The organism is Streptomyces sp. NPDC088923 (assembly GCF_044749745.1).
Classification (GTDB): domain Bacteria; phylum Actinomycetota; class Actinomycetes; order Streptomycetales; family Streptomycetaceae; genus Streptomyces.
Genome location: NZ_JBIVIO010000001.1, coordinates 380,678 through 405,847, shown reverse-complemented (window position 1 = coordinate 405,847; position 25,170 = coordinate 380,678). Strand labels below are relative to the sequence as shown.

Genomic DNA, 25,170 nt, shown 5'->3' with positions numbered 1-25,170 from the left:
GCCGTACCGGTCCTCCGGCCGCTGAGACCCGTACCCGTCCTCCGCCGCCACCCCCGGCTCACTCGTACCGGGGAAGGTCGATCGCCGAGTGCACGCCGTGCGTCGCGCCGCCCTCCTCCGTGGCGCCCCCGGCCGCCGCCGCGCGCAGCATCGCGTTGCGCGCGTCCAGTTCCTCCCTGGTCCCGGGCACCACCACCGTGCCGCCGCCGGTCGCCAGGGCCTGGTTGCGCTCCGCGAACGGCCGCACGATCCGCTCGTACGCGGCGAAGGCCGCCTCGTGGTCACTGTGCCTGGCCAGCTCCCCGGCGAGCACGTACGCCCCCACGAGCGCCACGCTCGACCCCTGCCCGGAGAGGAACGACGTCGCGTGCGCCGCGTCCCCGGCGAGCGCGACGCGCCCGTGCGACCAGGTGTACAGATGGATCTGGCTCACGATGTCGAAGAAGAGGTCGTCGGCCTTCTCCATCCCCTCGATCATGCGAGGCAGGTGCCAGCTCCGCTCGGGGAAGCGCTCCCGCACCAGCGCGCGCTGTGCCCCGGGGTCGCGGAAGGCGGTGAACGGCACCTCCTCGTTCCGGAAGACCAGGAAGCCGTGCAGGTTCTCGTCCGGCTCGTGCGCGTAGAGGGCGGCGCCGCGGCCGGGCTCGTTCCAGATGGCGCCCTCGCGTACGAGACCGAACTCGTTGGGGAGCGTGAAACCGGCGAAGACGTGGCCGAGGTAGCGGTGGAAGGGCTCCTCGGGGCCGAAGACGAGCCGCCGCGTGTTCGAGTGCAGGCCGTCGGCGCCGATGACGAAATCGAAGGTGCGCGGCGTCCCGCTGTCGAACTCGACGTGCACGGCGTCGCCGTCGTCGTCGAGGGTCGCTATCGAGTCGTTGAAGAGGAACTCGACGCGGTCTTCGAGCAGGTCGGTCAGCGCGGTCGCGAGATCCCCGCGCCGCACCTCCAGGTCGAGCCCGGCCGCGCCGCCCGTCACCTGTTCGGGCCGTACGGAGCCGATCGGCTCCCCGGCGGCGTCCACGAAGCTCAGCCGCCGCGAGTCGACGTGCGCCGCCCGCAGCGCGGGCAAGATCCCCATCCGGTCGGCGACCTCCCGCGCCACGCCGCGGATGTCGATCGCGTACCCGCCGCCGCGCACGGTGGGGGCCTTCTCGACCACGGTCACCTCGAAGCCGTAGCGGTCGAGCCAGTAGGCGAGCGCGGGACCGGCGATGCTCGCGCCCGAGACGAGGACCCGGCGGGCGGCGGGGGAGGAGGCGGAAGCGGGGGAGGAGAAAGCGGGGGAAGCGGACGGGGAGAGGGCGGACATGAGGAACCCCTTTCGACAGAAGATACGTACGTTAGGTATCTTTATTGACACCGAGCGGGGCCGCTCTACCCCCTCGACTCTCCCCAGCCTATAGATACGTAAGTCAGGTATGCAAATGGAGGCGACACCATGACCCCCGAGTCCCCCGGGGTACCCGCCGCACCCGAACCGCCACGACGCGAGGGGTCTCCCCGCCCCTCCGCGCCCGGCACCGGCCCCGACGCCTCGGCCCCTCACCCCGAGGGGCTCGCGGGCTTCCTCGCCGCCCTGCCGAGGGTCACGCAGCTCAGCGCGGCCTTCACGAAGGGCAAGCTCCCCGAACGGGCCGCCCAGGCGTCCGGGCTGCACCTCGACAAGCCCGCGATCAGCGTGCTCCTCAACCTCCGTACCGCCGGACGCCCGCTGCGCATCGGCGAGATCGCCGAGCGCATGGCGGTCGTGGGCCCGCACGTCACCCGGCATGTGCAGGTCCTGGAGAAGCGTGGGCTCGTGCACCGCGTCACCGATCCCGAGGACCGCCGCGCGAGCCTCATCGAGCTGACCCCGAGCGGCTACGACGGCGTCGAGCGCTACGGCGCCTCCCTCTTCTCCTGGGTCACCGACGTGCTCGCCGACTGGCCCGAGCAGGACCGCGCCGACCTGAGCCGCCTCCTGACCCGCCTCGCGAACGACGTCACGAACCGGATCGCCCGCCTGGACGACGAGCCGGGGACATAGGGGGTACGGGGACCGTCCAACCGGCGGTCCCCTGCCGGGACTCGCGCGCGCGGGCACCGGGCCGTCCAGCTCCGCACCGCCCCTTGCCACCTGCCACCGGGGGCCCCTTGCCGCCTGCCACCGCCTTCGGGAGGGCGACCGCGCTCTCCTTCACCCCTCGGCGAGCAGCTTCCCCACCGCGGCGCCCGCCCTCCGCTCGGAGACCGGGCCCGACATGGCCGCCGCCACCTTCCCCTCCTTGTCCACCAGAAAGGTGAACGGCACGAACTGCGGGTTGACCACGCCCTTCGGTACCCGCAGCAGCTGACGCCCCGAGGGGTCGTACAGCACCGGGTACGTCACCCCGTACCGCGCCACGAAGGCACGCGCCGCGCCCTCGTTGGCCTCCGCGTTGTAGCCCACGACCCGCAGGCCCCGGTCCCCGTACCGCTTCTGGACCCGGACGAGCCCCGGCATCTCGGCGCGGCACGGCCCGCAGGAGGACTGCCACCCGTTGACGAGCACGACCTGCCCGGCGAACCGCGAGAGCGCGACCCGCTTCCCGTCGAGCCCCTCGCCCGCCAGGTCCGGCAGCGCCTTGCGCTCCGCGCGCGGCACGAGCGCCAACGGCTCGCGCACGGCCGCGTCCCCGCCCTGCGCGCCCCCCGTCCCGCACCCGGCGAGGAGCAGCACGCCGGCCGTCATCACGGCCCCCGCCACGCGCCTGTTCCCCCGTACCCGTCGTCCCGCTCGAAGCCGCATGGCGACAGGCTATGCCGCCCCCGGTGAGCGCCCTGCGCCGGGCCGCCGGGCCCGCTCCTCAGCCCATGAGGTGGCTCAGCACCGCGTTCGGCTCGCGGGGCAGCGCGGCCTTCACCGTGCGGCTCCAGTCATCGGCGAGGATCTCGACCTCGCCCTTCTCGACGCCGTCGAGGCTCTGGCGCGCGACCTCGGCCGGGTCGATCTTGGGGCCCTCGTAGTCGCCCATCATGTCGGTGTCGGCGGCGCCGAGGTGCACGCCCTGCACGAGGACCCCCGTGGGGGCGAGTTCGAGGCGAAGGGCGTTGGTCATGGCCCACGCCCCGGCCTTGGAGATCGCGTACGCGCCCGCGCCCGGCACCGTGAACCAGGAGAGCGCCGACAGGACGTTGACCAGCGCGCCCCGGTGCGCGCGGAGCGCGGGGGCGAAGGCACGGGTCATGTCGAGCGTCCCGTACAGGTTCGTGTCGAGGGTGCGCCGGGTCCCGTCGAGCGGCCCGTCGAGCAGCGGCTCCATGAGGCTGATTCCCGCGTTGTTGACGAGCAGCGACACGTCCTCGGCCTGCCGCGCCGCCGCCTCGATCGTCTCGCGCTCCGTGAGGTCGAGGCGGACGAGTGTGACGCGCGGGTCCGAGCGCAACGCCTCGTCCGCGCGCCGCGGCTCGCGCACGCCCGCGTAGACCCTTCCGGCGCCCCGCGTGAGGAGTTCGTCGACGAAACGGCGACCGATCCCGCGGTTGGCCCCGGTGACGAAGGCGGTCTGTCCGGCGATGTTCATGGCACGCTCCCGCGCGAATCGATGCGACATACAGTCGTTGCGACATATCAGTACGAACCCGGTTTCCCGGGGACACCGACTACGCTAGAACCTGACATCAATGTCAGAGACAAGCCGAAGTGACGGGAGCCACACGGTGAAGATCGGCGAACTCGCCCGGCGCACCGGCGTGAGCGTGCGCTCGCTGCGCTACTACGAGCAGCAGGGGCTCCTGGACTCCACGCGCACCCCCGGCGGTCAGCGCGTCTACGCGCCCGAGGCCGTCGACCGCGTCGAGCTGATCCAGCTCCTCTACGCGGCCGGGCTCCCCTCCCGCACGATCCTCACCCTCATCCCCTGCGTCACCACGGGACACGCGACCCGGGACATGTACGCGAAGGTCCGCCACGAGCGCGCCTCCCTCCAGGACCGCATCGACGAACTGACCCGCGCCCGCGACCAGTTGGACGAGGTCATGGAACAGGTACGACGCGCGGGGATCACGGAGGAGGCCGGAGCCGCCGAGGCCGCTTAGGCGGTATCCGGCCTAAGCGACGGCCCGCAGGAAGCGGGTCCAGCTCTCGGCGGAGAAGGCGAGCGTGGCGCGGGCGCGGTCCTTGGTGTCGCGGACGGCGTGGAGGCCGGTGGGGGTGGTGGCGTGTTCGAGGCAGGCGTTGGAGGTTCCGCTGTACGTGCTCCTGTGCCAGTCCAGGCTTTCCGGCTCAGTCACGGACACGGAGGGGCGGGACCGCCTGGGCATGACTCACGTTTCCTTGATCAACTTACGCACGTAGTCCAGCGACTGCTTCGCAGACATGGCGGCAGCCGTCAACTCGTCCCACAGCCTGAGGTAGAACGCCACGTCAGAGCGCTGTTCGAGCAACGTACCACCGCTCATGTGCTCCAACCACACGACGTCAACGGGCGGTTCACCGCGCTGACTCAGGATGTAGTGCGGCACTCGCTGCTCCATCGGGAGCGCCGCCTCCAGGGGCAGGATCTGGATCGTCACCCTGCTGTGCTCGCTCATCTCCAGCAAGTGGTTCAACTGGTCGATCACCACGTGCCTGCCACCCGCGATCCGGTGCAGGACGGGCACATCGATCACGGTGCGGAAGCGGAAAGCGCCCTCGTCCTCCAGGAGTTCCTGACGCTTGAACCGGACCCGCACCATCTCCTCCTCCTTCTCGGGCGTCCAGCGCGTGGCGAAGACGCGCCGCATGTAGCCCTCGGTCTGGAGCAGTCCCGGCACGACGCTGCACTCGTAGGCGCGGATCAGCTCGGAGTCGACCTCCAGGGTCATGAAGTCCTTGAGGGCGTCATCCAGCATCGGCCCCTCCCCCGACCACCAGTCCCGTTTGTGGATCTGCTTCGCCAGCCTCCGAACGTTATTGCGGTATTGCTCGTCGTCCACGCCCACGAGATTGAAGAACGTCGTCAGGTCGAGCGGCCGTATACCGCGCTTTCCGTTCTCGATCTGGCTGATCTTGGGCTGGCCGCATTCCAGGGCGGTGGCCACGTCGTTGACCTTCAGCCCGGCCTCCAGGCGGAGGCGGCGGAGTTCGGCGCCTAGGCGGCGGCTGCGCATCGTCGGCATGTCGCTCTGAGCCATGGCGACATGATGAGGTGCTGTTTCACAGGGCCACAAGGTCCTGCGGCCAACTCATCCCTTCGAGTGATGAGTGCGCTGGAATAACTTTCCTCCGGGATTGGGTACGGTCCACTCTCGTAAGCGCGGAAGCCTCCCATTCCGCCAACTCGCCCGCACCGCTGGAGGGTTCATGCCGGCCGCCACTCTTCCCCTCCGGTACTGGTGCCGGTGCGAGCGGACGCCGGCGCCCTCGGCGCCGCGCGGGATTCTCGCACTGACGCCGGGGGAGGCGCTGGAGTGGGTGCGCGAGGGTGTGCGGGACGTCGTCGCGGAGCTGGCGGCCGAGGAGTTCGACCGGGCCTGGTCGTGGCTCGGGGACCACTGGCGGCGCACGGAGGCGGACCGGCGCTCGCTGCGGGCCGGACTCCCGTACGCGCTGCGGCTCGGCGGGCCCGAGGCGCTGTGGACGTGGACCGTCCATCCCGTACAGCCGCTCCCCCTCCTCGACCGGCGCCTCGCCACCACGACGCGGAGAATCGCACAGAAGGTGGAGAGGTGAGGTCCGCGCACAGCGGCTGAGCCGCGTGTCCGGTCAGCCACCGAGCCGTCCAGAGCCTTCGACCGGGCCACGATCAGCTCCGGCGAGAGGGCACGGGGGTAGTCGGTCGGCGCCCCGCCTGCCCCGCGAGGCGCCGACCGCTCACCCCCGTACCGCGAGGCGCCGACCGCTCACCCCCGTGTCCGCGCCTCGCCCCGGTGTCCCGTACGCCGCAGCGCCACGAGCACCATCGCCAGGCCCGCCGCCGCCCAGACGCCGAGCACCACGAGCGGACCACCCGCTCCCGTGCCGCCGAAGAAGGCGTCCGCGCGCAGGAGCGAGCCCGAGGCGCCCATCGGGATGAGCTGGCCGAGCGTCGACCAGCCGTCCGGCAGCCAGTAGGGGCCCGTCGCGAGGCCCGAGAGCGGGTTGCCGAGGAACATCATCGCGACCGCCAGGCCCAGGAACCCGCCCTGGCCGAAGAGGGACTGGAGGCCGAGGAAGGGCAGGCCGAGCGCGAGCATCCCGAAGGCGAGGCCCAGCCAGGTCTTCCCGTAGTCGGCGTCGATCGTGCCCGTACCGTAGTGGAGCACCGCCGTCACCCCCGCCGCCGCGATGAGCGCGAAGGCGATCACTCCGCCGAGCCGGGCGCGCAGCGTCGCCGCGCCCGGGGCCACGAGCGCGAGGATCAGCACCGGCAGGATGCCGCCGAACATCAGCGGCAGCGCGAGCGAGGCGAGGCCCGTGCCGTGCGGGTCGTCCGCGCCGAAGCCCACGACCTCGTGCGTCGTCGCCCCGACGTGCCGCTGCTCCGCGAGGCCCGTGCCGAGGCCGCTGATCGCCGTGCTGATCTGCTGGCCGCCCGCCGAGGCGGTGTAGACGTCGACCCCGTCCGCGCCGATCCCGAGGCCGCCGACCACGTCGCGGTCGTGGATCGCCTCGGTGAGCGCGTGCGCGTTCGCGTACGTCTTCACGTCCCACTGCTCGTCCGGCAGCCGCTCCTGCACCGCGGCCACCGCCTGCGGCGGACCCGTGACGCCGAGCGGGGCGTGGTGCGGGCCGCCGCCCGCGGAAGGCAGGCCGAAGGCGCACAGCAGGACCGTGATCGCCGCGGCGAGGCCGACGACGACGGCGGCGATACGGCGGGTGTGCTTCCCGGCGCCGGGCGTGGGCGGCGGGGTCGCTGCCGTGTTCCGGGGGGTCCCGGTGGTCCCGGTGACCTCGGTGTTCCCGGTGGTCCCGGTGGGGGCGGGGGTGACGTCGGTCGTCGACATGGCAACCCTCCTCTCTCTGACGTGGTGGGTTGCCTCCACTGTACAACTCATTGCGCGATGAGTTCATCATGAGATGAGTTACGCGGGCAGGGCGGTGCGGAGCGGAAGGCATGATGGAGGAATGGCTGAGGACGCGGAGACGGGTACGGGGCAGGGCAAGCACGCCGGGGGACGCAGGCCCGGCGAGACCCGTACGCGCGTGGCGATACTCGACGCCGCCCGCGCCTGCTTCGCCGAGCGCGGTTTCGACGGAACGAGCCTGCGGTGGATCGCCGAGACGGCGGGCGTCGACCAGGCGCTCGTGCATCACTTCTACGGCTCGAAGGCGAGCCTCTTCGTCAAGGCCCTCGAACTGCCCGAACGCCTCTGGAACGCGCTCGGCGAAGCCTCCGTGGGCCCGCGCGAGGGCGTCGGCGAACGCCTCGTCCGCGCGCACCTCTCGGTGTGGGACGACGCGGCCTCGCGCCCCGCGCTCATGGCGATGGTCCGCTCCGCGGCCGTCCACGGCGACGCGGGCGCGCGGCTGCGCGAGGTCGCGGGCGGAGTGCTCGGGCGCGTCCTCGTCGCGGCCCTCGACGGGGCGGACGTGGAGCTGCGCACCTCGCTCATCGCGACCCAGCTCATCGGCCTGTCGCTCATGCGGTACGTGATGCTGCTCGAACCGCTCGCGTCGGCGGACACGGAAGCGGTGGTGCGGCAGTACGGGGCGGCGGTGCAGGCGATCGTGGACGGCGGGGACGGGGACGGGGACGGCGGGAGCGGGGACGGCTGAGGACGGGGCGGCTGAGGACGGGGGCGGAAGGGCCTGAGGCCCCGCCTCAAGCGGACCCTCGCCTCAAGCAGACCCCCCGCCTCAGACCGGCTCGCGCCTCAGCGCGGCTCCCCGTCGTCTCAGCGCGGCTCCCCGTCGTCTCAGCGCGGCCCCCGGCTCAGCGCGGCTCGCCTCTCAGCGCGGCTCGCGTCCGAGGATCTCCGCGCGCATCACGCGGCCCGCCTCCTCCGCCAACTCGTCCTCGCCGTCCAGCTCCTGGTCCGTGTCGAGGCCGTCGAGCGGGGTGAGGGGCTGGTCGAGGCGGACGTGGGCGACGAGGGACTGGAGGGCGCGCAGGGCGGCGGACGCGTTCGGGCCCCAGTTGGTGAAGTACGAGAACTGCCACCACCACAGCGCCTCGGAGATCCGCCCCGCGCGGTAGTGCGCGAGGCCGTGGCGCAGCTCGGTGACGATGCCCGAGAGGTCGTCGGAGAGGCGGTGCGCGACGGGAGCCTTGCGGGGCTCGTACGGGTCGAAGACCTCGGAGTAGACGTCGACCGGGTCGAGGAGCTGGGCCAGGCCCTCGCGGAGCGGGTCGCTGTCCGGCTCGTCGCCGAGATCGGGCTCGTACCGCTCGTCGGGAAGGATGTCCTCGTACGCGCCGAGGCGACCGCCCGCGAGCAGGAGCTGCGAGACCTCCAGGAGGAGGTAGGGGACGGCACTGTCCGGGTCGTCGCCCTTGGCGATCGCCGTGACCGCGAGGAGGAAGCTCTCGATCTGGTCGGCGATCTGCGTGGAGAAGTCGGCGGGGTCGGAGCCGTCCGCGCGGGGCGCCGGTGCGAGGGGCGCGCCGGTTTCCGGCCTGCTCGTGGTCTCAGACATCGAGGAGTCGTCTCCCTTCGAAGGCCCGGCCGAGCGTGACCTCGTCCGCGTACTCCAGGTCACCGCCGACCGGGAGGCCGCTCGCCAGCCGTGTGACGCGCAGGCCCATGGGCTTGATCATGCGGGCGAGGTACGTCGCCGTGGCCTCGCCCTCCAGGTTCGGGTCCGTCGCGAGGATCAGCTCGGTCACCGTGCCGTCGGCGAGGCGGGCGAGCAGTTCGCGGATGCGCAGATCGTCGGGGCCGACGCCCTCGATGGGACTGATCGCCCCGCCGAGCACGTGGTACCTGCCCCGGAACTCGCGCGTCCGCTCGATCGCGACGACGTCCTTCGGCTCCTCCACGACGCAGATGACGGCGGGGTCGCGGCGCGGGTCGCGGCAGATGTTGCAGTGCTCCTCCTGGGCCACGTTCCCGCAGACCGCGCAGAAGCGGACCTTCGCCTTCACCTCCATCAGCGCGTTCGCGAGCCGGCGCACGTCGGCCGGCTCGGTCTGGAGGATGTGGAAGGCGATCCGCTGCGCACTCTTGGGACCGACGCCGGGGAGCCTGCCCAGTTCGTCGATGAGGTCCTGGACCACGCCTTCGTACAACGGATCGCCTTTCCTGTGTCCACGCCGGGGCGCGCGGTGGTCGCGCGCCGGTCCGGAGCGGACGGTCGTGTCTCACGGTAGGGGGCCCGGAGGGCCGGGGGAACCCGCTTCGGGGAAGATCCGGGTTCCTTCGGGGTGGACCCCTGAGGGGGCCTCAGGTGCATCCCTGAATTCCCCCCGATGTTCGCCCTGGTTCAGATGGGCAGGCCGGGGATGCCGCCGCCACCGAGTCCCTGGGCGAGCGGGCCGAGCTTCTGCTGCTGGAGCTGCTGCGCGTTCTCGTTCGCCGCCTGGACAGCCGCGACGACGAGGTCCGCGAGGGTCTCGGTGTCCTCGGGGTCGACCGCCTTGGGGTCGATGACCAGGCCCCTCAGCTCGCCGGAGCCGTTGACCGTGGCCTTCACGAGGCCACCGCCCGCCTGCCCGTCGACCTCGGTCGCCGCCAGCTCCTCCTGGGCGCGGGCGAGGTCCTGCTGCATCTTCTGGGCCTGCTGGAGCAGCTGCTGCATATTGGGCTGGCCACCACCGGGAATCACGATCAGCTCTCCTGGCTGCTGGGTCGGGCCGCGCGGTCGCACGGCCCGTACGGGGTCGTACGGCTGGCAGGGCGGTCTCGTACGGCGCTCGCGCGATCCGGGTACCACCGCCGTCGATTCCACCCGCATCGAGCCTACGTGAGCAGCGTGCCCCATGCCCCGGCACTCTTTCGAGTGATCCCGGACACGGTCCTATACCTGACCAGACCGCTCGTCCGGGCGGAAAAGGTTTGAATCGGCGCTCCTCGCCACTCGCCCGGCGGTAGGAAGGAGCCTTGCACCAAGCGCAACACCAATCGCACCGATCGCCCGCGGAACGCGGAGCGGTACCGCAGGCAGAGGGAGTGGACGGGTGAGTCAGCCGGACATGCAGCCCGAGGGTCCCCCCCAGGACCCCCGAGCGCGGCGGGCCGGGCGAGGGGGCCCCGCGGCCGCCCGCCCCGACCTGACCGGGCGGCCCTTCCCGCTCGGGGACTGGGGCGAGCCCGCCGAGCGGCTCGACGAGCTGTACCAGTGGGTGGAGGCGGGGGCGCTCGCGACGGCCGAGTGGTACCTGCACGACCGCTACTGGAAGCGGCACCTGGCCCGGCTGCTCCGTCTCGCCGCCGCGCTCGGGGTCATGGCGGGGGCCGCGCTGCCGATCCTCGACCTCGCGGGAGCGCTGAAGGGGCTCGCGCCGTGGGGGTACTTGGCGCTGCTGCTCGCGGCGGGGTGCGTGGGGCTGGACCGGTACCTCGGGCTCGGCTCGGGGTGGATGCGGGATGTGGCGACGGCGCAGGCGGTGCAGCGCAGGCTCCAGATCCTCCAGTTCGACTGGGCGTCGGAGAGCGTGCGGGAGGTCCTGGGCCCGGCGGAGGGCACGGCCTCGGAGGCGACGGAGCGGTGCCTGTCGGTCCTGCGGCGCTTCACGGAGGACGTGACGGAGCTGGTGCGGGCGGAGACGGCGGACTGGATGGTGGAGTTCGGTACGGGCCCGACCCCGCTCGCCACGCAATCCTCCCCGGGCGCGGGCCCCCTCCCCGGCCGCCCGGACCCCCTCCCGCAGGGCCGCTTCCCGCTGCCACCGGGCGCGAGGCCCAACATGCCGAGACAGCGACCACCCGAACCAAGGTAAAACCCCGAAGCCACCCCATGCCAGAAGGAGCCCACCCCACCACAAGGCCCGATTGCCGCACCGGCCCGACAACGCAGCCCCGAAAGACAGGCCCGGGGGCCCGAAACGACAGCGGAGCGGTCCCGCGAGCAGACCCGGACGCGCAGACCCTGGAGGGCCCGGCCCGGAGACGCAGGCCCAGGACGCGCAGACCCCGGAGACGCAGGCCCAGGACGCGCAGACCCCGGAGACGCAGACCCAGGACGCGCAGACCCCGGAGACGCAGACCCAGGACGCGCAGACCCCGGAGGCGCAGGCCCCGACGACGAGAGCCGGGGGCGCAGCCCCCAAAGCAGGGGCCCGGGGGCGCAGCCCCCCAAAGCGGGGACCGGGGACGCAGCCCCCGTACAGGCCCGAGGGCACAGCACCCAAAGCGGGAGCCCGGGGGCACAGCCCCCATACAGGCTCGGACGCAGCCCCCCAAAGCGGGGACCGGGGACGCAGCCCCCGTACAGGCTCGGGACGCAGCTCCCAAAGCGAGGCCCGGTGCGCAGCCCAGGAAGCAGGGCCCGGGGGCGCAGCCCCCGAAACAGGCCCGGGCACAGCCCCCGAAGCAGGGCCCGGGGCGCAGCCCCTAAAGCAGGGGCCCGGGGGCGCAGCCCCCAAAGCAGGGGCCCGGGGGCGCAGCCCCCAAAGCAGGGCCCGGGGCGCAGCCCCCAAAGCAGGGGCCCGGGGGCGCAGCCCCCAAAGCGGGGGCCCGGGGGCGCAGCCCCCGAAACGGGGCCCGGGGGCGCAGCCCCCGCCTGGCCGCCCCTGCGAGGGGGTCAGCTGAAGACGATCATCGCCCCCTGCGCCAAGCTCCTCGTCGCCGCCGCGTGCAGCCCCAGCCACACGTGGCGTTCGCGGGCGAAGGGGCTGTCGTCCGGGGGTGCGGGCGCGGCCGGTTCCTCCAGGTCCGTCGGGCCCGGGGGTGGCGGGGGCGTGGCTGGGGGGTTGGCCGGGTTGATGCCCAAGTCGGGTGCCACCAGCTCCAGTTCGCGGAGCAACCCATGGGCCGAGCCCAACGGCCCCCCGCTCGCCAGGAGTTCGTCGTCCGCCAGCGGGGCGGGGAAGTCGAGCGGCACGTACGCCCCCGCGTGGTCGTAGTGCCACACGAGGTGCGAGCGCTGCGCCGCCTCCTCGAACATCTCCAGCAACTGCTCGTAGTCGCCGCCGAGTTCGTCTACCGGCGTCACTTCGAGCCCGCACAGCTTCAGCAGGTAGGCGCGGCGCAGGAAGTGCAGCGCCTCGTAGTCGAAGCCCGCGACCGGGGCGACGTCCCCGCTCAGGCCCGGCATGTACGCGTAGACGGGAACCGGCGGCAGCCCCGCCGCGCCGAGCGCCTTGTCGTAACTCGCGATCTCCTCGGCGAAGGGGTTGTCGGGGCTGTGGCACAGCACGTCGACCAGGGGGACGAGCCACAGGTCACAGGCCAAGAGACGTCTCCTCGCTCTCCACGGGCGGGCGGGTCCCGCAAGCGTAGTGCGGCACGGGGCGCCCCGTGCCCCGAGTGCCGCGATCGGCCCGTACGGACCCCGTACCCCCCGCGCCCCGCCCTCAGAACCCCCGCGTCCGCGCCCCGTTGCCCGTCCCGCCGTCCGCGAGCGCCTCGACGAGCCGCAGCGACTCCCGGTTGTACGCGGTGACGATCTCGCGGGCCGCCCGGGCGTCCCCGCCGAGCAGCGTCTCGACGAGGTGGCCGTGCCCGGTCCACAGGAGCCCGCGCAGGTCGTCCTGGCGGCGCAGGAAGGGCACGGTGCTGACCCAGGACTGCACGCGCAGCCGGTGCAGGAAGTCGGTGAGGTACGAGTTGCCGAAGACGGCGCTCAGCTCACGCCAGAACCGCAGGTCGTAGCCGATGAGCACGTTGAGGTCCCCGGCCGCCGCGGCGCGCTGCGCCTCCTCGCCCCTGCGCCGTACGGAGGCGAGCACGCCCGGCGCGCCAGCGAGCAGCGCCTCGGCGGCTATCCCGCCGAAGACGGCGTCCGAGACGAGGCAGCGGGCCTCGATCATGGTGCGGAAGTCGTCGAGCGAGAAGGTGTGCACGCGGAAGCCGCGGTGCTGCACGGAATCGAGCAGCCCTTGCGCGGAGAGGTCCACGAGCGCTTCGCGCACGGGCGTCGCGGAGACCCCGAAGCCCTCGGCGATCTCCTTGACGGTGAACTCCTGGCCGGGCGCGAGCCGCCCCGAGAGGACCTCGTCCCGCAGCGCGTCCGCGATCTGCTGCCGCAGCGTGCTGCGCGTGACCATCCCCGCGCCCTCACCGCGCATCCCACGTCCTTCCCACCCGGCCCCCCTTGCCGGAGCCTGCCCATGCCACCCGGGCCACCCTACTCACGGGTGCCGGTCCCGCATGATTTCACATGGGAACGAGTGAGGTCAGGAGGGTGAAGGCGGCGGGCCGGGAGACAGGTCCGGACCACGTCCCGCCCTCGCGCCGCGACGCCCCCGTCAGACCGTGAACCCGTCCGCCACCGTGAGCGCCGCGTCCAGAGCCGCGAAGCCCTCCTTCAGTTCCTCCTCCGTCACGTTCAGCGGCGGCACCACATGCGTCCTGTTCATGTTCACGAACGGCCACAGCCCGTGCTTCTTCGCCTCCGTCGCGAAGGCCGTCATCGGGGCCGCCGCCTCGCCGCTCGCGTTGTACGGGGTCAGCGGCTCGCGCGTCGCGCGGTCCCGGACGAGTTCGAGCGCCCAGAACATGCCGAGGCCCCGCACCTCGCCCACGCTCGGGTGGCGCGCGGCGAGCTCCCGCAGCGCGGGCTCGACGACCTCGCGCCCGAGCCGGGCTGCGCCCTCGACGATCCCCTCCTCCTCCATGACGTTGATCGTCGCGACGGCCGCCGCGCAGGCCAGCGGGTGCCCGGAGTACGTGAGCCCGCCCGGGTACGGCGTCCGCGCGAACGTGTCCGCGATCCGCCCTCCGATCGCGACCCCGCCGAGCGGCACGTACCCCGAGTTCACGCCCTTCGCGAAGGTCAGGAGGTCCGGCACGACGTCGAAGTGATCGGCCGCGAACCACCTGCCGGTACGCCCGAAGCCCGCCATCACCTCGTCGAGCACGAACACGATCCCGTACTGATCGCACAACTCCCGTACTCCGCGCAGGTATCCGGCGGGCGGCACCATGATCCCCGCCGTCCCCGGCACGCTTTCGAGCACGATCGCGGCGATCGTCGAGGGTCCCTCGTAGGCGATCGTGTCGGCCAGGTGCTGGAGCGCGCGCTCGCACTCCTCCGCCTCGTTCGTGGCGTAGAACGCGGTGCGGTAGAGGAACGGCGCCCAGAAGTGGACGGTCCCGGCCGAACCCTGGTCGTTCGCCCAACGACGCGGGTCCCCGGTCAGGTTGATCGCCGCCGCGGTCGCGCCGTGGTACGAGCGGTACGCGCTCAGGACCTTCGGCCGCTTCGTGTGCACCCGCGCCATGCGGACCGCGTTCTCGACCGCCTCCGCGCCCCCGTTGGTGAAGAAGATCTTGTCGAGGTCGCCGGGCGTGCGCTCCGCGATGAGCCGCGCCGCCTCCGAACGCGCCTCGATCGCGAAGGCGGGCGCGAACGTCGTCAGCGTCGCGGCCTGCTCCTGGATCGCCGCGACGACCTTCGGGTGCTGGTAGCCGATGTTCGTGAAGACGAGTCCGCTCGTGAAGTCGAGGTAACGGCGGCCCTCGTAGTCCCAGAAGTACGAGCCCTCCGCGCCCGCGACGGCGAGCGGATCGATCAGCTCCTGCGCCGACCAGGAGTGGAAGACGTGCGCACGGTCGGCGGCCTTGACGGCGGCGCCGCGGGCGGGGTCGGGCTGGGGGACGACGTGCGGGGCCTGCTGGGGCAGCGATGCGGTCATACCGCCAGGCTAGGAGACGGGACGGGTGCGGCGGTACGGACGCATCGTCGCCGCGGCGGGCGGGGAGGGCGACAGAGTGTCGTACGGTCCACCGCCGCACGCCCCCGCACGCGCCGCACACCCCCCGGCCCCGCACACACCCCGCGCTCCCGCACGCCGCCGCGCCCAGCCCCCGCCCCCCGCGTATGCGGAATTGAACGTTCTCCCCCCTTGGCGAACACCCGGCGAACACTGGCCGAGCACTCCGTTCCCAGGCCCCCTCCCCCGCCCCGCCCCGCTTACGTTGTACGCCCCGAGGCGCCGGGGACGGGGGAACCGGCGCCCGGGGTCTCGTCTCCGGGGGAGCGTGCGTGCCGTGGACTGGTTCAGCGCGGAGAACGCGTGTGCGTCCTCGCGACGCTCATCCTGCTCCCCGAGGAGCCTCCCGATCGGCTGCGCGACGGGTCACCTGACGCTCACCGGCTCGACGGCCTTCGCCCCGGCGGTCCAGGGCGCGGCGCGCGCCTACGAGAAGGAGTGCCCGGGGGCCGAGGTGGAGGTGAGCGCCGCCGGGAGCGGGCCGTCGAGTACGCGTACACGTACGGCACCCCGCCCGCGACCTCTCCGGCGGCCGGCTTCCTCGACTACCTGACGAGGGGCCCGGGCACGAACGCGATCCTGCGCCAGCGACAACTTCCCTGTGTAGCACCGGAGTCGGGCGGTCGGTGCGGGGCCCCGGCGGGGTGAGGAGGCGCCGCCGAAACCACGCCCCCCGCGCGCGTTTACGCTCCCCGCATGGCCCGTAAGCGACGCGGCGGACTCCGCCTCCCCGACGCCCCCGCCACGCTCCTCGTGTACCGCACGGCCACCGCGTGGCGGTCGAGCGTCTTCTCCTCCGGGGGCGGGCTCCTGTGCGGCGCGGTGCCGGACGTGTCCACCCCGGCCGAGGCGCGGGCGGCGTGCACGCGCACCGCGGAGGCGCTCACGCGGCTGCGGCTCACCGTGCGCTGGGAGGCGGACGCCGACGGCGACTCGTGGACGGGTACGGTCACCGAGGCCGCGCCCGCCTGACCCGTACGCGCGAGGGAGGCGCAACCGCCCCCACCGCCTCCTCGTTGGGCACCGCGTGAACGCGCCCACCGCCCCCCGCGGCCTCCGTCTCCTCCTCGCCCTCTCCGCCCTCGCCGCCACGCTGGGCGCCGCCGCCCCCGCCGCGGGACGGGTGCCCGGCCCCGTTCCCGGCCGGGAGGCGCCCCGCTGCCCCTCCGGCGAGGTCTTCGCCACGAACAACACCGCCGTCATCACCGACCCCGCCGATCCGCGCCTGCGGACCCGGCTCACGCGCTTCGCACGCGAGGTACGGGGCGTCATCCGCGCCCACGGCGCCCGCCCCGGCCCCTCGGCACTCCTCGACGGCGTCTTCTGGTCCGCCGAGCTGCGCAGGACGACCTTCGAGCGCTCGCGCGAGTTCGACGTCGAGGGGACGAACCGCGCGGGTCTGCGCCACCTCGCGGGTGTCCTCGCGAAGCAGTACCGTCAGGAGTCCGTCCTCACCTTCCGCTGCCTGCCCCGCCACGCCCCCGAGACGGACGCCGTACGGATCGAGGCCCCGGACGTCAGCGCGGCCGAACTCCGCGAGGCGCTCCGCGCGCACCCCGGGGCCCGCGAGGAGCTGGGCGGCGGCTCGGTCACCGAGGACGGCCACCTCGTCCTCGTGTCCCCGCTCGAAGAGCTGCCCCTGGCACGGCAGTTCACGAAGGATTTGGGCGTCGACTGGAACACGGCGGAAGTGCGGTACGGGGAGAGGGAGTTCGTGAGCTGAGCGAGCGGGGCGACGCGGGTCTCACCCCCTCGGGCGACCCCGCCCGGGCGGCACGGCTCGGTCGCCCCGGCCGTCGAGTTCCTTGACCAGGAAGACGGTCGGGTCCGCCTGCCGGTGCTCGGTCCCCTCGTGGTCCACGTACGACCAGCGGTCCAGGTACCGGACCGTCGGCCGGTAGCCGAGGCGGGCGTAGAGGCGCGCCGCGCCCGGGTTGCCGGTCTCGTCGACGCCCAGGCCGATACGGGCCGTCCCCCGGCGGACGGCGAGTGCTTCGGCGTGGCGGATCAGCGCCGTACCGATGCCCCGGCCGCGCAGCTCCGCGACGACGTCGAGCCCGTTGATCTCCGGGCAGTCCCCGAGCGCCTCGCGCACCTCCGGCGCCGCGCAACCGTCCCACCGCACCTCGCCGTTGCCCACCGGCGCGCCGTCGATCCAGGCCAGGAGGTACGTGCTGCCGCCCGCGCACTGCCGCGCGAAGCGGCGCGCGTGGAACGAGGTGGCCGCTCCCGAGGGCGAGCGCGCGTCGAGCAGCGCGACATCCTCCGTACGGCAGGCGGCGATCCGCGGCCGCGCGAGCGTCCCGCGCCGCTCCTCACCCCGCCGCGTGTCCGATTCGTTCAAGACCCCGCCCCCCGTTCCCCGTTACCGTCGCCACCATGACGCACAGCACCCGCCATGTGAGCATCCACATCGACCGTACCCGCGACGACGTCTACGCCTACGCCTCGAACCCGGAGAACCTCCCCGCCTGGGCCCTCGGTCTCGGCGGCTCGATCACCCGCGAGGGGGACGAGTGGGTCGCCCCCGACACCCCCATGGGCCGCGTCACCGTCGCCTTCGTCCCGCCCAACGACCTCGGCGTCCTCGACCACGACGTGACGCTGCCCGGCGGCGAGGTCGTCAACAACCCGGTCCGCGTCATCACGGACGGCCCGGGGAGCCTCGTCGTCTTCACCCTCCGCCGCCCGGCCGGGACAACGGACGCCGAGTACGAGCGCGACGCCGAGATGGTCACGGCGGACCTGACCCGCCTGAAGAACCTCCTGGAATCGGCGTAGCCGACCGCACTGCCCGGCCGGGCCGCCCGCCACCCCGTCAGCCCCGCCCGCTCCCGCCTACTCCCCCACCGCCCCTGCCCGGCCCCCCGCCACCCCCAGCAGCGGCAGCCACACCACGTCCACGATCTCCACGATCTTCTCGTCCGGCAGGGCGCGCATCTCCATGAGCATGTCGTGCCGCATCAGCTCGAAGGGGAGGTCGAGTACGCGGGCGGGGCGGGGGACGTCGGGGAGTTCGCCGCGCGCGACCGCGCGGGCGACGAGGGTCGCGCCGGGGCTGGGGGTCGGGGGGCGCAGGGCGGCGCGGAGCTGGGTGAAGTTGGTGCCCGTGTCACGGAAGTAGTCGGCGAGCTGGACGAGCATGAGCGCGGCGGTGGCCGCCCGGTCCTCGTTGACCTCGCGGAGGAAGGCGAGCATGTCACCGCGCAGGCTGCCCGTCTCGGGCATCTCCAGCGGGCGCAGGTGCCGGACGAGGGTCGCGAGGAGCATGTCCTCGCGCTTGGCCCAGCGGCGGTAGAGGACGGGGCGGCTCGTCCCCGCGCGGCCCGCCACGGCCTCGTACGTGAACCCCCCGTACCCGTGCGCCACGAGGACCTCCCACGCGGCATCGAGAATCGCGTGCTCCAGCTCCGCCCCGCGCCTGCGCGTCGCCCTGGCCTTCTCCGCCACTCCGCTTCTCCTCACACCCGTCGCTCCGGTCGCCTCCGGGCCATCCTCCCCCGCATCCATAAGATGCACTTGCGCATCTTATCGGCGAAGCCTACTCTCGGCCCCAATAAGATGCACTCGCGTACCTTAAGGTGGCCGTCCCGCATGTCCTCCCGTACCGCCCCCGCGCCCTCCACCGCCTCCCCGCCCCTCGACCCCACCGCCCTGCGCACCGCGATCGCCGTGCTCGTCGGCGGTATCGCGGTGATCCTGGACTCCACGATCGTGAGCGTCGCGCTCGACGACCTCGCCCGCGATCTCCACTCGCGCGTCGACGCGATCCAGTGGGTCAGTACGGGCTACCTCCTCGCGCTCGGTGTCGTCATCCCCACGGTCGGCTGGTTGCAGGGGCGGCTCGGCGCGAAACGGCTCTGGTTGTGGTCGCTCGCCGTCTTCCTGCTCGGCTCGGTGCTGTGCGCGGCGGCGTGGGACGTGCCGAGCCTCATCGGCTTCCGCGTGCTCCAGGGCCTCGGCGGGGGCGCGATGATGCCGCTCATGACCACGATGGTCATGCAGTCGGCCCCGGCGGCGCAGGCCCGCAAGCTCATGGCGACGATCGCCCTGCCCGCCGCCGTCGGCCCCATCCTCGGCCCGGTCATCGGCGGCCTCATCCTCGGCGCCGGCTCGTGGCGCTGGCTCTTCCTGGTCAACGTCCCGCTGTGCCTCGCCGGACTCGTCCTCGCCCAGCGACTCATCCCCGCGGACACCCCCGGCGCCCGGCGCCCGCGCCTCGACCTGACCGGCTTCCTGCTCCTCGCGCCCGCGCTCGTCGCGCTCCTGTGGGGCCTGTCGAACGTGACGGGCGACGGCGGTTTCGGGCAGCCCGACGTCGTCCTGCCCGTCGTGGCGGGCGCGGTGCTGCTCGCGGCCTTCTGCGTACGGGCCCTGCGGCAGGGCGACGCCGCGCTCGTCGATCTCCAGGTGCTGCGCTCGCGCCCGACGTGGGCCGCGACGGCGCTGCTCTTCCTCACCGGCGCCTCGCTCTACGGCGCGATGCTCCTGCTGCCGCTCTACTGGCAGCAACTGCGCGGCGCGAGCGCCCTCGCCGCCGGGCTCTACCTCATCCCGCAGGGCGTCGGCTCGCTCCTGAGCCGCGCGCTCGCGCCCGGCCTCACCGAACGGATCGGCGAACGCTGGGTGACGGTCATCGGCTTCGTACTCGTCGGCGCGGCCACCGTCCCCTTCGCCTTCGCGGACGCGCACACGACGACCTGGCCGCTCATGATCGCGCTGCTCGTACGGGGCCTCGGCCTCGGAATCGTCGTCATCCCGCTCATGACGGTCGCCTTCCGGGGCCTCGCGCACGCCCAGGTCCCGCACGCCAGCATCGTGACCCGCATCGCCCAGCAGATCGGCGGCTCGGTCGGCGTCGCCCTCTTCGCCGTCATCCTCGCCCGCGCCGCCCACGACTCCGGCTCCCTCGCGGACGCCTTCGCCACGGCCTTCTGGTGGGCGACGGGCTTCACGGCCCTGGCGGTCGCGCTCTCCTTCGTCCTGCCGGGACGGGAGAAGGCGGCGAGCGCGCCGGAGGAAACGGAAAGGGCCCCCTCCGCGAGGTGAGTGAGCACTCACCCACCTCGCGGAGGGAACCCCTGGCCCCTGGGCGCCCGGCCCGTACCGGGCCGGACCCGGGTCCTACAGGAACGAGTTGATCTCGATCGTCTCGTCGCGGCCCGGGCCGACGCCGATCGCCGAGATCGGGGCGCCGGACATCTCCTCCAGCGCCTTCACGTACGCCTGCGCGTTCTTCGGCAGCTCGGCGAAGGACTTGGCCTTCGTGATGTCCTCGCTCCAGCCCGGCAGGTACTCGTAGACCGGCTTCGCGTGGTGGAAATCGGTCTGGTTGTACGGGACCTCGTCGACGCGCTCGCCGTCGATGTCGTACGCGACGCAGACCGGGATGCGCTCCCAGCCCGTGAGCACGTCGAGCTTCGTGAGGAAGAAGTCCGTGAGGCCGTTGACGCGGGTCGCGTAGCGGGCGATCGGCGCGTCGAACCAGCCGCAGCGCCGGTCGCGACCGGTCGTCACGCCGCGCTCGCCGCCGATGCGCCGCAGCGCCTCGCCGTCCTCGTCGAACAGCTCCGTCGGGAACGGGCCCGCGCCCACGCGCGTCGTGTACGCCTTCAGGATGCCGATCACGCGGCTGATCTTCGTCGGCCCGATCCCCGCCCCGGTGCAGGCGCCGCCCGCGGTCGGGTTCGACGAGGTCACGAAGGGGTACGTGCCGTGGTCGACGTCGAGGAGCGTGCCCTGACCGCCCTCCATGAGCACGACCTTGTCCTCGTCGAGCGCCTTGTTGAGCACGAGCGAGGTGTCCGTGACGTACGGACGCAGCTTCTCCGCGTACTCCAGCAGCTCCGCCACGATCTGCTGGGCGTCGATCGCGCGGCGGTTGTAGAGCTTGACGAGCATCTGGTTCTTTATGTCGAGGGCAGCCTCGACCTTCTGGAGCAGGATCGACTCGTCGTACAGGTCCTGCACGCGGATACCGGTGCGGTTGATCTTGTCCGCGTACGTCGGACCGATGCCGCGGCCCGTCGTGCCGATCTTCCGCTTGCCGAGGAAGCGCTCGGAGACCTTGTCCATCGTCACGTTGTACGGCGTGATCAAATGGGCGTTTCCGCTGATCAGGAGCTTCGACGTGTCGACGCCGCGCTCGTTCAGCCCGCTCAGCTCGGAGAGCAGGACCGCCGGGTCGACGACGACACCGTTGCCGATGACCGGCACGCAGGTGGGCGACAGAATGCCGGAGGGGAGCAGGTGGAGCGCGTACTTCTGGTCGCCGACGACGACCGTGTGGCCGGCGTTGTTGCCGCCCTGGTAGCGCACCACGTAATCGACCGAGCCGCCGAGCAGATCGGTCGCCTTCCCCTTGCCCTCGTCACCCCACTGAGCACCGAGCAGCACAAGTGCGGGCACAGGCGTACACCCCTTCCGGGTGGGGCATGTCCATGGTCGGGGCGTACGTGGTTACGACGTACACCGTCTTCCGGTACGTGCCGCGACGGAGAGTGCGCGGGCGTGTACCGGCGACCGTCATCGGCCGCGAGCCGTCGGACCGGTGCCCCGGAATAGACGAAGCCCCTGGCGCAATAGCGCAAGGGGCTCTTGCACAAAGATGCTACCCGACGACCCGAGGAAGGACAGCGGTGTCGGCTCCAGAGCCCTCGGCGTACCCAGCCCCCTCCCTGCTGCTCGTGATCGACCCCGCGGCCCGCCGCACGGACGGCGAGTCCGTCCGCATCGCCCGCGACGTCCTGGCCGCGGGAGCCGAGGTGAAGATCTGCCTCCCCGAAACACCGGAGGAATACGCGAACGCGGTCCGCCGAGCGGGCCGACGGCGAGTGATCGTCGTGGGCGACGAGTCAGCACTGGTCCGAGCGGTGGGGGCGCTCTACCGGGGACGGATGCTGGGTGCGGGGAGCGGCGGAGACGGGACACGCGGGGACGGGGGCGTTGTGGGGGCGGGTGGGGGTTTGCCGGGTGGGGACTTGGCTGGGGCGGGCGGGGGCGGAGGGGGCGTTGCTGGAGGTGCGGGGGCTCGGGGCGAGGGGTCGGGAGTGGGTGGCTCGCGGGGGGCGGGTGGTTCGGCTGGGGAATTGCCAGGAGCGGGGGGCACGGCTGGAGGGTTGCAGGCTGGGGGCTCTGTGGGCGAGGGGTCGGGAACGGACGGCTCGCGGGGGCGGGACGGCGGGGGCTTGGGCTCGCGGGCGGGTGACTCGCGGGGGACGGGCGACACGGCCGAAGGCTTGCCGGGAGCAGGCAGCACGGCCGGAGGGTTGCAGGCTGAGGGCTCCATGAGCGAGGGGTCGGGGGCGAGTGGCTCGCGCGGGCGGGACACCGGGGGCCAGAGCTCGCGGGCGGGCGACTCGCGGGGGACGGGCGACACGGCTGGAGGCTTGCCTGAAGCAGGCGACACGGCGGAAGGGACGCCGGGAACGAGCGACACGGCTGGGGGCTTGCCGGGCGCAGGCGAGCACGCTGGAGGGCTCCAGACCGGCGGCCCCATGAGCGACGACTCCGGAACGGCCGGCCCGCGCGGGCACGACCCCCAAGGCCAAAGCTCCCAGGCGGGCCACCCGCAGGGAACAGGCGACACGGCTGGAGGCTTGCCGGGAGCAGGCGAGCACGCTGGAGGCTTGCCGAGGGCGGGAGGCGCGGCCGGTGTGCTCCAGGCCGGGGGCACCGCAGACGAGGACTCCGGAACAGACGGCCCGCGCGGACGCGACTGCCGAGGCCGAATCCCCCGGGCGGACGACCCGCAGGAAGCAGGCGACACGGCTGAAGGCATGCCGGGAACGGGCAACGCGGCCGAAGGCACGCCGGGAACGGGCAACACGGCCGACGGCACGCCGGGCGTGGGCTCGTCCGTTGACGGCTCGCGGGGTTGGGGCGTCAGGGGCGAGGGTCCGCGGGTGGCGGGCAGGGCGGCCGCGGGTTCGGCGGGCGGGGGCCAGCAGGCCCGGGGCTCGTGGAGGGACGGGCCGCGCGGGCGCGGCTTCGGCGCCGGGGGGTCGCGGGCGGGTGGTGACTCCTCGGGTGGTGACTCGGTAGGGGATTCGCGGAGTTCGAGCGCACGGGTCAGGAGCTTGCCGATCGAGGACTCGCGCCGCGAAGGGCTGCGGGGGGCGGCCTCGCAGGATCGCGGGGGTGGGCGGCGGAGCCGGGAGCGGGTCGTGGGGTGGGTGCCGGTCTGCGCCGGGGACGGGGCGGGCGCCGCGCTCGCTCGGGTGCTGGGGGTTCCCGTCGATCCGGTGGCGGCCGCGCGGGCGGTGCTCGACGGGCGGCCCGTGGCGCGCGACCTGCTCGTCGACGACAGCGACGGGGTCGTACTCGGGGCGCTCGTGCTGCCGGTGCCCGGCGCACGCGGCAGGGGCGGCGCGCTGCGGCGGCTCGGGGGTGTTCCGTCGATCCTGGCGGGACACCCCCCAGCGGCACGGGCCGCGGGCGACGCGGCAGCCGATGCCGGGCCGCGGGCCGAAGCGGGCACGATACCGCCGCGCGAGAAGGCCGCTCCGGAACGGCCGGCCGGCGGGCGCCGCTGGTGGCGGCGGATACGGGCGCTGCGCGCGACCCCGGACCAGGTGCCGGGCGCCCCCGCGGGGGCTGGGCTGCGGATCGAGGCGGACGGGGAACTCCTCGCCGACCTCGCCACTCCCCTGCGCTCCCTCACCGTCACCCCCTCACCCACCCGCGCCCCGCTCGGCCCGGTCGGCGCCACCTCGGCCGCCCCCCGCGCCGACACCTCCGGCTACGCCGGAATCCGCCTCGTCCCCGCGGCAGGCACGACCGACCCCGTACTCGCCCACGCCCGTACCGTCACCGTCTCCGGCGCCGACTTCCACTACCTCGTCGACGGCTCCCCCGCCGGCCCCGTCCGCAACCGCACCTGGACCGTACGACGGGGGATATGGAGCATCGTGGTCACCTGAGCCCCGAAACCGGGCCGCTCCCCACAACGACGGACCGCCCCCGCCCGACCGCCCCACACGCCATCCCCGCGACCTCGCGCACCGGCGCCCCGCTCCGCCCCGCCCCGAGAGCCGCTCGCCTCACGTACACCGTCACCTGCCTGCCGCGCCACGCGCGGGTACGTACCGGCGTGAACCCCGCTGTCAGCGCGGCGAGTTTGGCGCGGTCCCGGCGGGCGGCCGGAGGACCGGGGTGGGCGTCCGTCAGGAGGAGGACGCGGGACTCCGTGGCGAGCGCGGTGCGCAGGGCCGCCGGTGGGAGTTCGACGCCGCTGAGGGTGCCGGAGACGGTGGCGTCCCTGGCGAGACCTATGTCCCGCAGCCCGGCGAAACGGGCGGGCGCGACGAGTGCGCTGTCCCTGCGTGCCGCGGGGACGAAGACGACCGCGTCACCCGGCAGGCCGAGCCGTTCCGCGAGCACCGCGCCCGCCCGTACGTCGTCCACCCGGCTCGCCGGGGACCGCTCGGCCAGCGCGGACGGGAGCAGCGCCAGCGCCGTCGTCACGCCCAGCACCGGGACGAGCCACCGCCCGACCGCCCGTACCGCCGCGTCCACCGCCGCTCCCGCGAGCAGCGCCGCGCCGAGCAGCGCGAAGAGCACGTACCGTTCCAGGAAGAGTGGCCGCACGCTCGACACCACGGCCAGCAGCACCTGCGGTACGACGAGGAGCGGCAGCGCCACCGCCACGAGCGGCACCGACCCGGCCGCGTATCTCCTGGCGGGCAGCGCCGCGAGACCGCCGAGCGCGCAGACCGCGAGCGGCCCGAGCAGCACACCCCACGTCAACGGCGGTATCCACGCGATCTGTTCGCGCTGCGTGGCACTCAGCAGGACCAGCGGCGCCACGCCCGCCACCGCTCCCCCTGCGGCCACCCCCCACCGCGCCCAGACCTCGCGGCCGACGCCGAGCAGGCACAACGTCACCAGGTGCGCGGACAGCACGAGCAACGCCAGCCAGTTGAGCAGCGCTGACGCCAGCACCACCGCCCCGTACGCCGCCCACCGCCCGCGCCTCGCCTCCCCCCGCACCGCCGCCACGAACAGCAGCGTCGCGACGGCGCACCCGAACAGCACCAGCGCGTACGGCCGCCCCTCCTGCGCCTGGAACTGCACTCCGGGGAAGACGGTGAGCGCCAGCCCCGCCGTGGTCCCGCTCCCTCCGAACCTCCGCCCGAGCAACGCCACGCACCCCGCGGCCCCGGCGACCGCGAGCACCGAGGGCGCGCGCAGCACGAAGGTCCCGGGGCCGAAAGCGGCGAACACCTCGTGCATCAGCAGGTAGTAGGCCCCGTGCACCGCGTCGACCGAGCCGAGCAGCTCCAGAATCCGCCCCACCGGCCGCCGCGCCACCTGCCACGTCGCCGCCTCGTCCCGCCACACCGCACCCCGCCGCGCCAGCCCCCAGGCCCCGAACACGAGCGCCCACACGACGGGTATCCCCCAGTAAGCGACCCGCCCGGCCAGCGCAACCCGC

The 25,170-nt window shown here is 73.4% G+C and carries 26 protein-coding genes; 10 read left to right on the top strand and 16 right to left on the bottom strand.

The annotated features are described in order from the left end of the window. Positions 1–58 precede the first annotated feature (58 nt). Positions 59–1,309, bottom strand: a complete 1,251-nt coding sequence (locus ACIP4O_RS01975; protein WP_401570355.1) for an FAD-dependent monooxygenase — start codon at positions 1,307–1,309, stop codon at positions 59–61. 129 nt (positions 1,310–1,438) lie between these two features. On the opposite strand from ACIP4O_RS01975, the gene ACIP4O_RS01970 reads away from it, so the two are divergent. Continuing rightward, complete coding sequence (locus tag ACIP4O_RS01970; RefSeq protein ID WP_401570353.1) at positions 1,439–2,026, top strand: MarR family winged helix-turn-helix transcriptional regulator; 588 nt, start codon at positions 1,439–1,441, stop codon at positions 2,024–2,026. A gap of 150 nt (positions 2,027–2,176) precedes the next feature. On the opposite strand, the gene ACIP4O_RS01965 is transcribed toward ACIP4O_RS01970, so the two are convergent. Both ACIP4O_RS01965 and ACIP4O_RS01960 read right to left on the bottom strand, forming a co-directional pair. After that, on the bottom strand, positions 2,177–2,725 hold the full coding sequence (locus ACIP4O_RS01965) for a TlpA family protein disulfide reductase (protein ID WP_401570350.1): 549 nt from the start codon (positions 2,723–2,725) through the stop codon (positions 2,177–2,179). 100 nt (positions 2,726–2,825) lie between these two features. Further along, a complete protein-coding gene (locus ACIP4O_RS01960) occupies positions 2,826–3,542 on the bottom strand; it encodes an SDR family oxidoreductase (RefSeq protein WP_401570347.1) in 717 nt (238 codons plus the stop codon). A 136-nt stretch (positions 3,543–3,678) separates the two neighbouring features. On the opposite strand from ACIP4O_RS01960, the gene ACIP4O_RS01955 reads away from it, so the two are divergent. Continuing rightward, positions 3,679–4,056, top strand: a complete 378-nt coding sequence (locus ACIP4O_RS01955) for a MerR family transcriptional regulator (RefSeq protein ID WP_401573768.1) — start codon at positions 3,679–3,681, stop codon at positions 4,054–4,056. Between the two features lie 12 nt (positions 4,057–4,068). Here the strand turns inward: ACIP4O_RS01955 and ACIP4O_RS01950 are convergent, their stop codons facing one another. Beyond that, positions 4,069–4,251, bottom strand: a complete 183-nt coding sequence (locus ACIP4O_RS01950) for a DUF397 domain-containing protein (protein WP_401570345.1) — start codon at positions 4,249–4,251, stop codon at positions 4,069–4,071. 33 nt (positions 4,252–4,284) lie between these two features. Beyond that, the gene (locus tag ACIP4O_RS01945) at positions 4,285–5,133 is read right to left on the bottom strand and encodes a helix-turn-helix domain-containing protein (RefSeq protein ID WP_401570343.1); all 849 of its coding nucleotides are present in this window, start codon (positions 5,131–5,133) and stop codon (positions 4,285–4,287) included. A gap of 169 nt (positions 5,134–5,302) precedes the next feature. On the opposite strand from ACIP4O_RS01945, the gene ACIP4O_RS01940 reads away from it, so the two are divergent. Continuing rightward, positions 5,303–5,671 carry a hypothetical protein gene (locus ACIP4O_RS01940; protein ID WP_361335655.1) on the top strand — a complete coding sequence of 123 codons (369 nt, stop codon included), beginning with the start codon at positions 5,303–5,305 and terminating at the stop codon, positions 5,669–5,671. Between the two features lie 170 nt (positions 5,672–5,841). On the opposite strand, the gene ACIP4O_RS01935 is transcribed toward ACIP4O_RS01940, so the two are convergent. Further along, positions 5,842–6,924: a hypothetical protein gene (locus ACIP4O_RS01935; RefSeq protein WP_401570341.1), complete on the bottom strand. Its 1,083-nt coding sequence runs from the start codon at positions 6,922–6,924 to the stop codon at positions 5,842–5,844. A gap of 121 nt (positions 6,925–7,045) precedes the next feature. Between ACIP4O_RS01935 and ACIP4O_RS01930 the strand changes: the two genes are divergently transcribed. Then, a complete protein-coding gene (locus tag ACIP4O_RS01930) occupies positions 7,046–7,696 on the top strand; it encodes a TetR family transcriptional regulator (RefSeq protein WP_401570338.1) in 651 nt (216 codons plus the stop codon). 174 nt (positions 7,697–7,870) lie between these two features. On the opposite strand, the gene ACIP4O_RS01925 is transcribed toward ACIP4O_RS01930, so the two are convergent. The 3 genes from ACIP4O_RS01925 to ACIP4O_RS01915 form a co-directional block, all read right to left on the bottom strand. Next, positions 7,871–8,557, bottom strand: coding sequence for a DUF5063 domain-containing protein (locus tag ACIP4O_RS01925; protein WP_401570336.1), 687 nt, complete (start codon positions 8,555–8,557; stop codon positions 7,871–7,873). Then, positions 8,550–9,149, bottom strand: coding sequence for a recombination mediator RecR (gene recR / locus ACIP4O_RS01920; RefSeq protein ID WP_009067031.1), 600 nt, complete (start codon positions 9,147–9,149; stop codon positions 8,550–8,552). Before recR ends, ACIP4O_RS01925 begins: the two co-directional genes overlap by 8 nt. A gap of 194 nt (positions 9,150–9,343) precedes the next feature. Further along, a complete protein-coding gene (locus ACIP4O_RS01915) occupies positions 9,344–9,685 on the bottom strand; it encodes a YbaB/EbfC family nucleoid-associated protein (RefSeq protein WP_401573766.1) in 342 nt (113 codons plus the stop codon). 367 nt (positions 9,686–10,052) lie between these two features. Between ACIP4O_RS01915 and ACIP4O_RS01910 the strand changes: the two genes are divergently transcribed. Beyond that, the gene (locus ACIP4O_RS01910) at positions 10,053–10,799 is read left to right on the top strand and encodes an SLATT domain-containing protein (protein WP_361335669.1); all 747 of its coding nucleotides are present in this window, start codon (positions 10,053–10,055) and stop codon (positions 10,797–10,799) included. Positions 10,800–11,602: 803 nt separating this feature from the next. Here ACIP4O_RS01910 and ACIP4O_RS01905 read toward each other — a convergent pair. The 3 genes from ACIP4O_RS01905 to ACIP4O_RS01895 form a co-directional block, all read right to left on the bottom strand. Further along, positions 11,603–12,253, bottom strand: coding sequence for a hypothetical protein (locus tag ACIP4O_RS01905; RefSeq protein ID WP_361335643.1), 651 nt, complete (start codon positions 12,251–12,253; stop codon positions 11,603–11,605). A 121-nt stretch (positions 12,254–12,374) separates the two neighbouring features. Continuing rightward, the gene (locus ACIP4O_RS01900; RefSeq protein WP_401570333.1) at positions 12,375–13,088 is read right to left on the bottom strand and encodes a GntR family transcriptional regulator; all 714 of its coding nucleotides are present in this window, start codon (positions 13,086–13,088) and stop codon (positions 12,375–12,377) included. Between the two features lie 180 nt (positions 13,089–13,268). Continuing rightward, positions 13,269–14,657 (bottom strand): aspartate aminotransferase family protein, encoded by a 1,389-nt coding sequence (locus ACIP4O_RS01895; RefSeq protein ID WP_401570330.1) that lies wholly within the window; start codon positions 14,655–14,657, stop codon positions 13,269–13,271. A 774-nt stretch (positions 14,658–15,431) separates the two neighbouring features. Between ACIP4O_RS01895 and ACIP4O_RS01890 the strand changes: the two genes are divergently transcribed. Together ACIP4O_RS01890 and ACIP4O_RS01885 are read left to right on the top strand one after the other, a co-directional pair. Then, positions 15,432–15,707 (top strand): hypothetical protein, encoded by a 276-nt coding sequence (locus tag ACIP4O_RS01890; RefSeq protein WP_401570327.1) that lies wholly within the window; start codon positions 15,432–15,434, stop codon positions 15,705–15,707. Positions 15,708–15,762: 55 nt separating this feature from the next. Next, a complete protein-coding gene (locus tag ACIP4O_RS01885) occupies positions 15,763–16,458 on the top strand; it encodes a hypothetical protein (protein ID WP_401570326.1) in 696 nt (231 codons plus the stop codon). A gap of 21 nt (positions 16,459–16,479) precedes the next feature. Here ACIP4O_RS01885 and ACIP4O_RS01880 read toward each other — a convergent pair whose 3' ends face one another. Beyond that, positions 16,480–17,079 (bottom strand): GNAT family N-acetyltransferase, encoded by a 600-nt coding sequence (locus tag ACIP4O_RS01880; RefSeq protein WP_401570323.1) that lies wholly within the window; start codon positions 17,077–17,079, stop codon positions 16,480–16,482. A gap of 35 nt (positions 17,080–17,114) precedes the next feature. Between ACIP4O_RS01880 and ACIP4O_RS01875 the strand changes: the two genes are divergently transcribed. Then, positions 17,115–17,516, top strand: coding sequence for an SRPBCC family protein (locus ACIP4O_RS01875; protein ID WP_401570321.1), 402 nt, complete (start codon positions 17,115–17,117; stop codon positions 17,514–17,516). 57 nt (positions 17,517–17,573) lie between these two features. Here ACIP4O_RS01875 and ACIP4O_RS01870 read toward each other — a convergent pair whose 3' ends face one another. Continuing rightward, on the bottom strand, positions 17,574–18,185 hold the full coding sequence (locus ACIP4O_RS01870; RefSeq protein WP_401570318.1) for a TetR/AcrR family transcriptional regulator: 612 nt from the start codon (positions 18,183–18,185) through the stop codon (positions 17,574–17,576). Positions 18,186–18,329: 144 nt separating this feature from the next. Here ACIP4O_RS01870 and ACIP4O_RS01865 point away from each other — a divergent pair, with 144 nt between their 5' ends. Beyond that, positions 18,330–19,784: an MDR family MFS transporter gene (locus ACIP4O_RS01865; protein WP_401570315.1), complete on the top strand. Its 1,455-nt coding sequence runs from the start codon at positions 18,330–18,332 to the stop codon at positions 19,782–19,784. A gap of 75 nt (positions 19,785–19,859) precedes the next feature. Here ACIP4O_RS01865 and ACIP4O_RS01860 read toward each other — a convergent pair whose 3' ends face one another. Next, positions 19,860–21,143, bottom strand: coding sequence for an adenylosuccinate synthase (locus tag ACIP4O_RS01860; RefSeq protein WP_361326729.1), 1,284 nt, complete (start codon positions 21,141–21,143; stop codon positions 19,860–19,862). Between the two features lie 1,757 nt (positions 21,144–22,900). On the opposite strand from ACIP4O_RS01860, the gene ACIP4O_RS01855 reads away from it, so the two are divergent. Continuing rightward, the gene (locus ACIP4O_RS01855; protein ID WP_401570312.1) at positions 22,901–23,656 is read left to right on the top strand and encodes a hypothetical protein; all 756 of its coding nucleotides are present in this window, start codon (positions 22,901–22,903) and stop codon (positions 23,654–23,656) included. On the opposite strand, the gene ACIP4O_RS01850 is transcribed toward ACIP4O_RS01855, so the two are convergent. Further along, positions 23,649–25,124 carry a hypothetical protein gene (locus ACIP4O_RS01850; RefSeq protein ID WP_401570309.1) on the bottom strand — a complete coding sequence of 492 codons (1,476 nt, stop codon included), beginning with the start codon at positions 25,122–25,124 and terminating at the stop codon, positions 23,649–23,651. The two genes, ACIP4O_RS01855 and ACIP4O_RS01850, sit on opposite strands and share 8 nt — an antisense overlap. Positions 25,125–25,170: the final 46 nt, after the last annotated feature.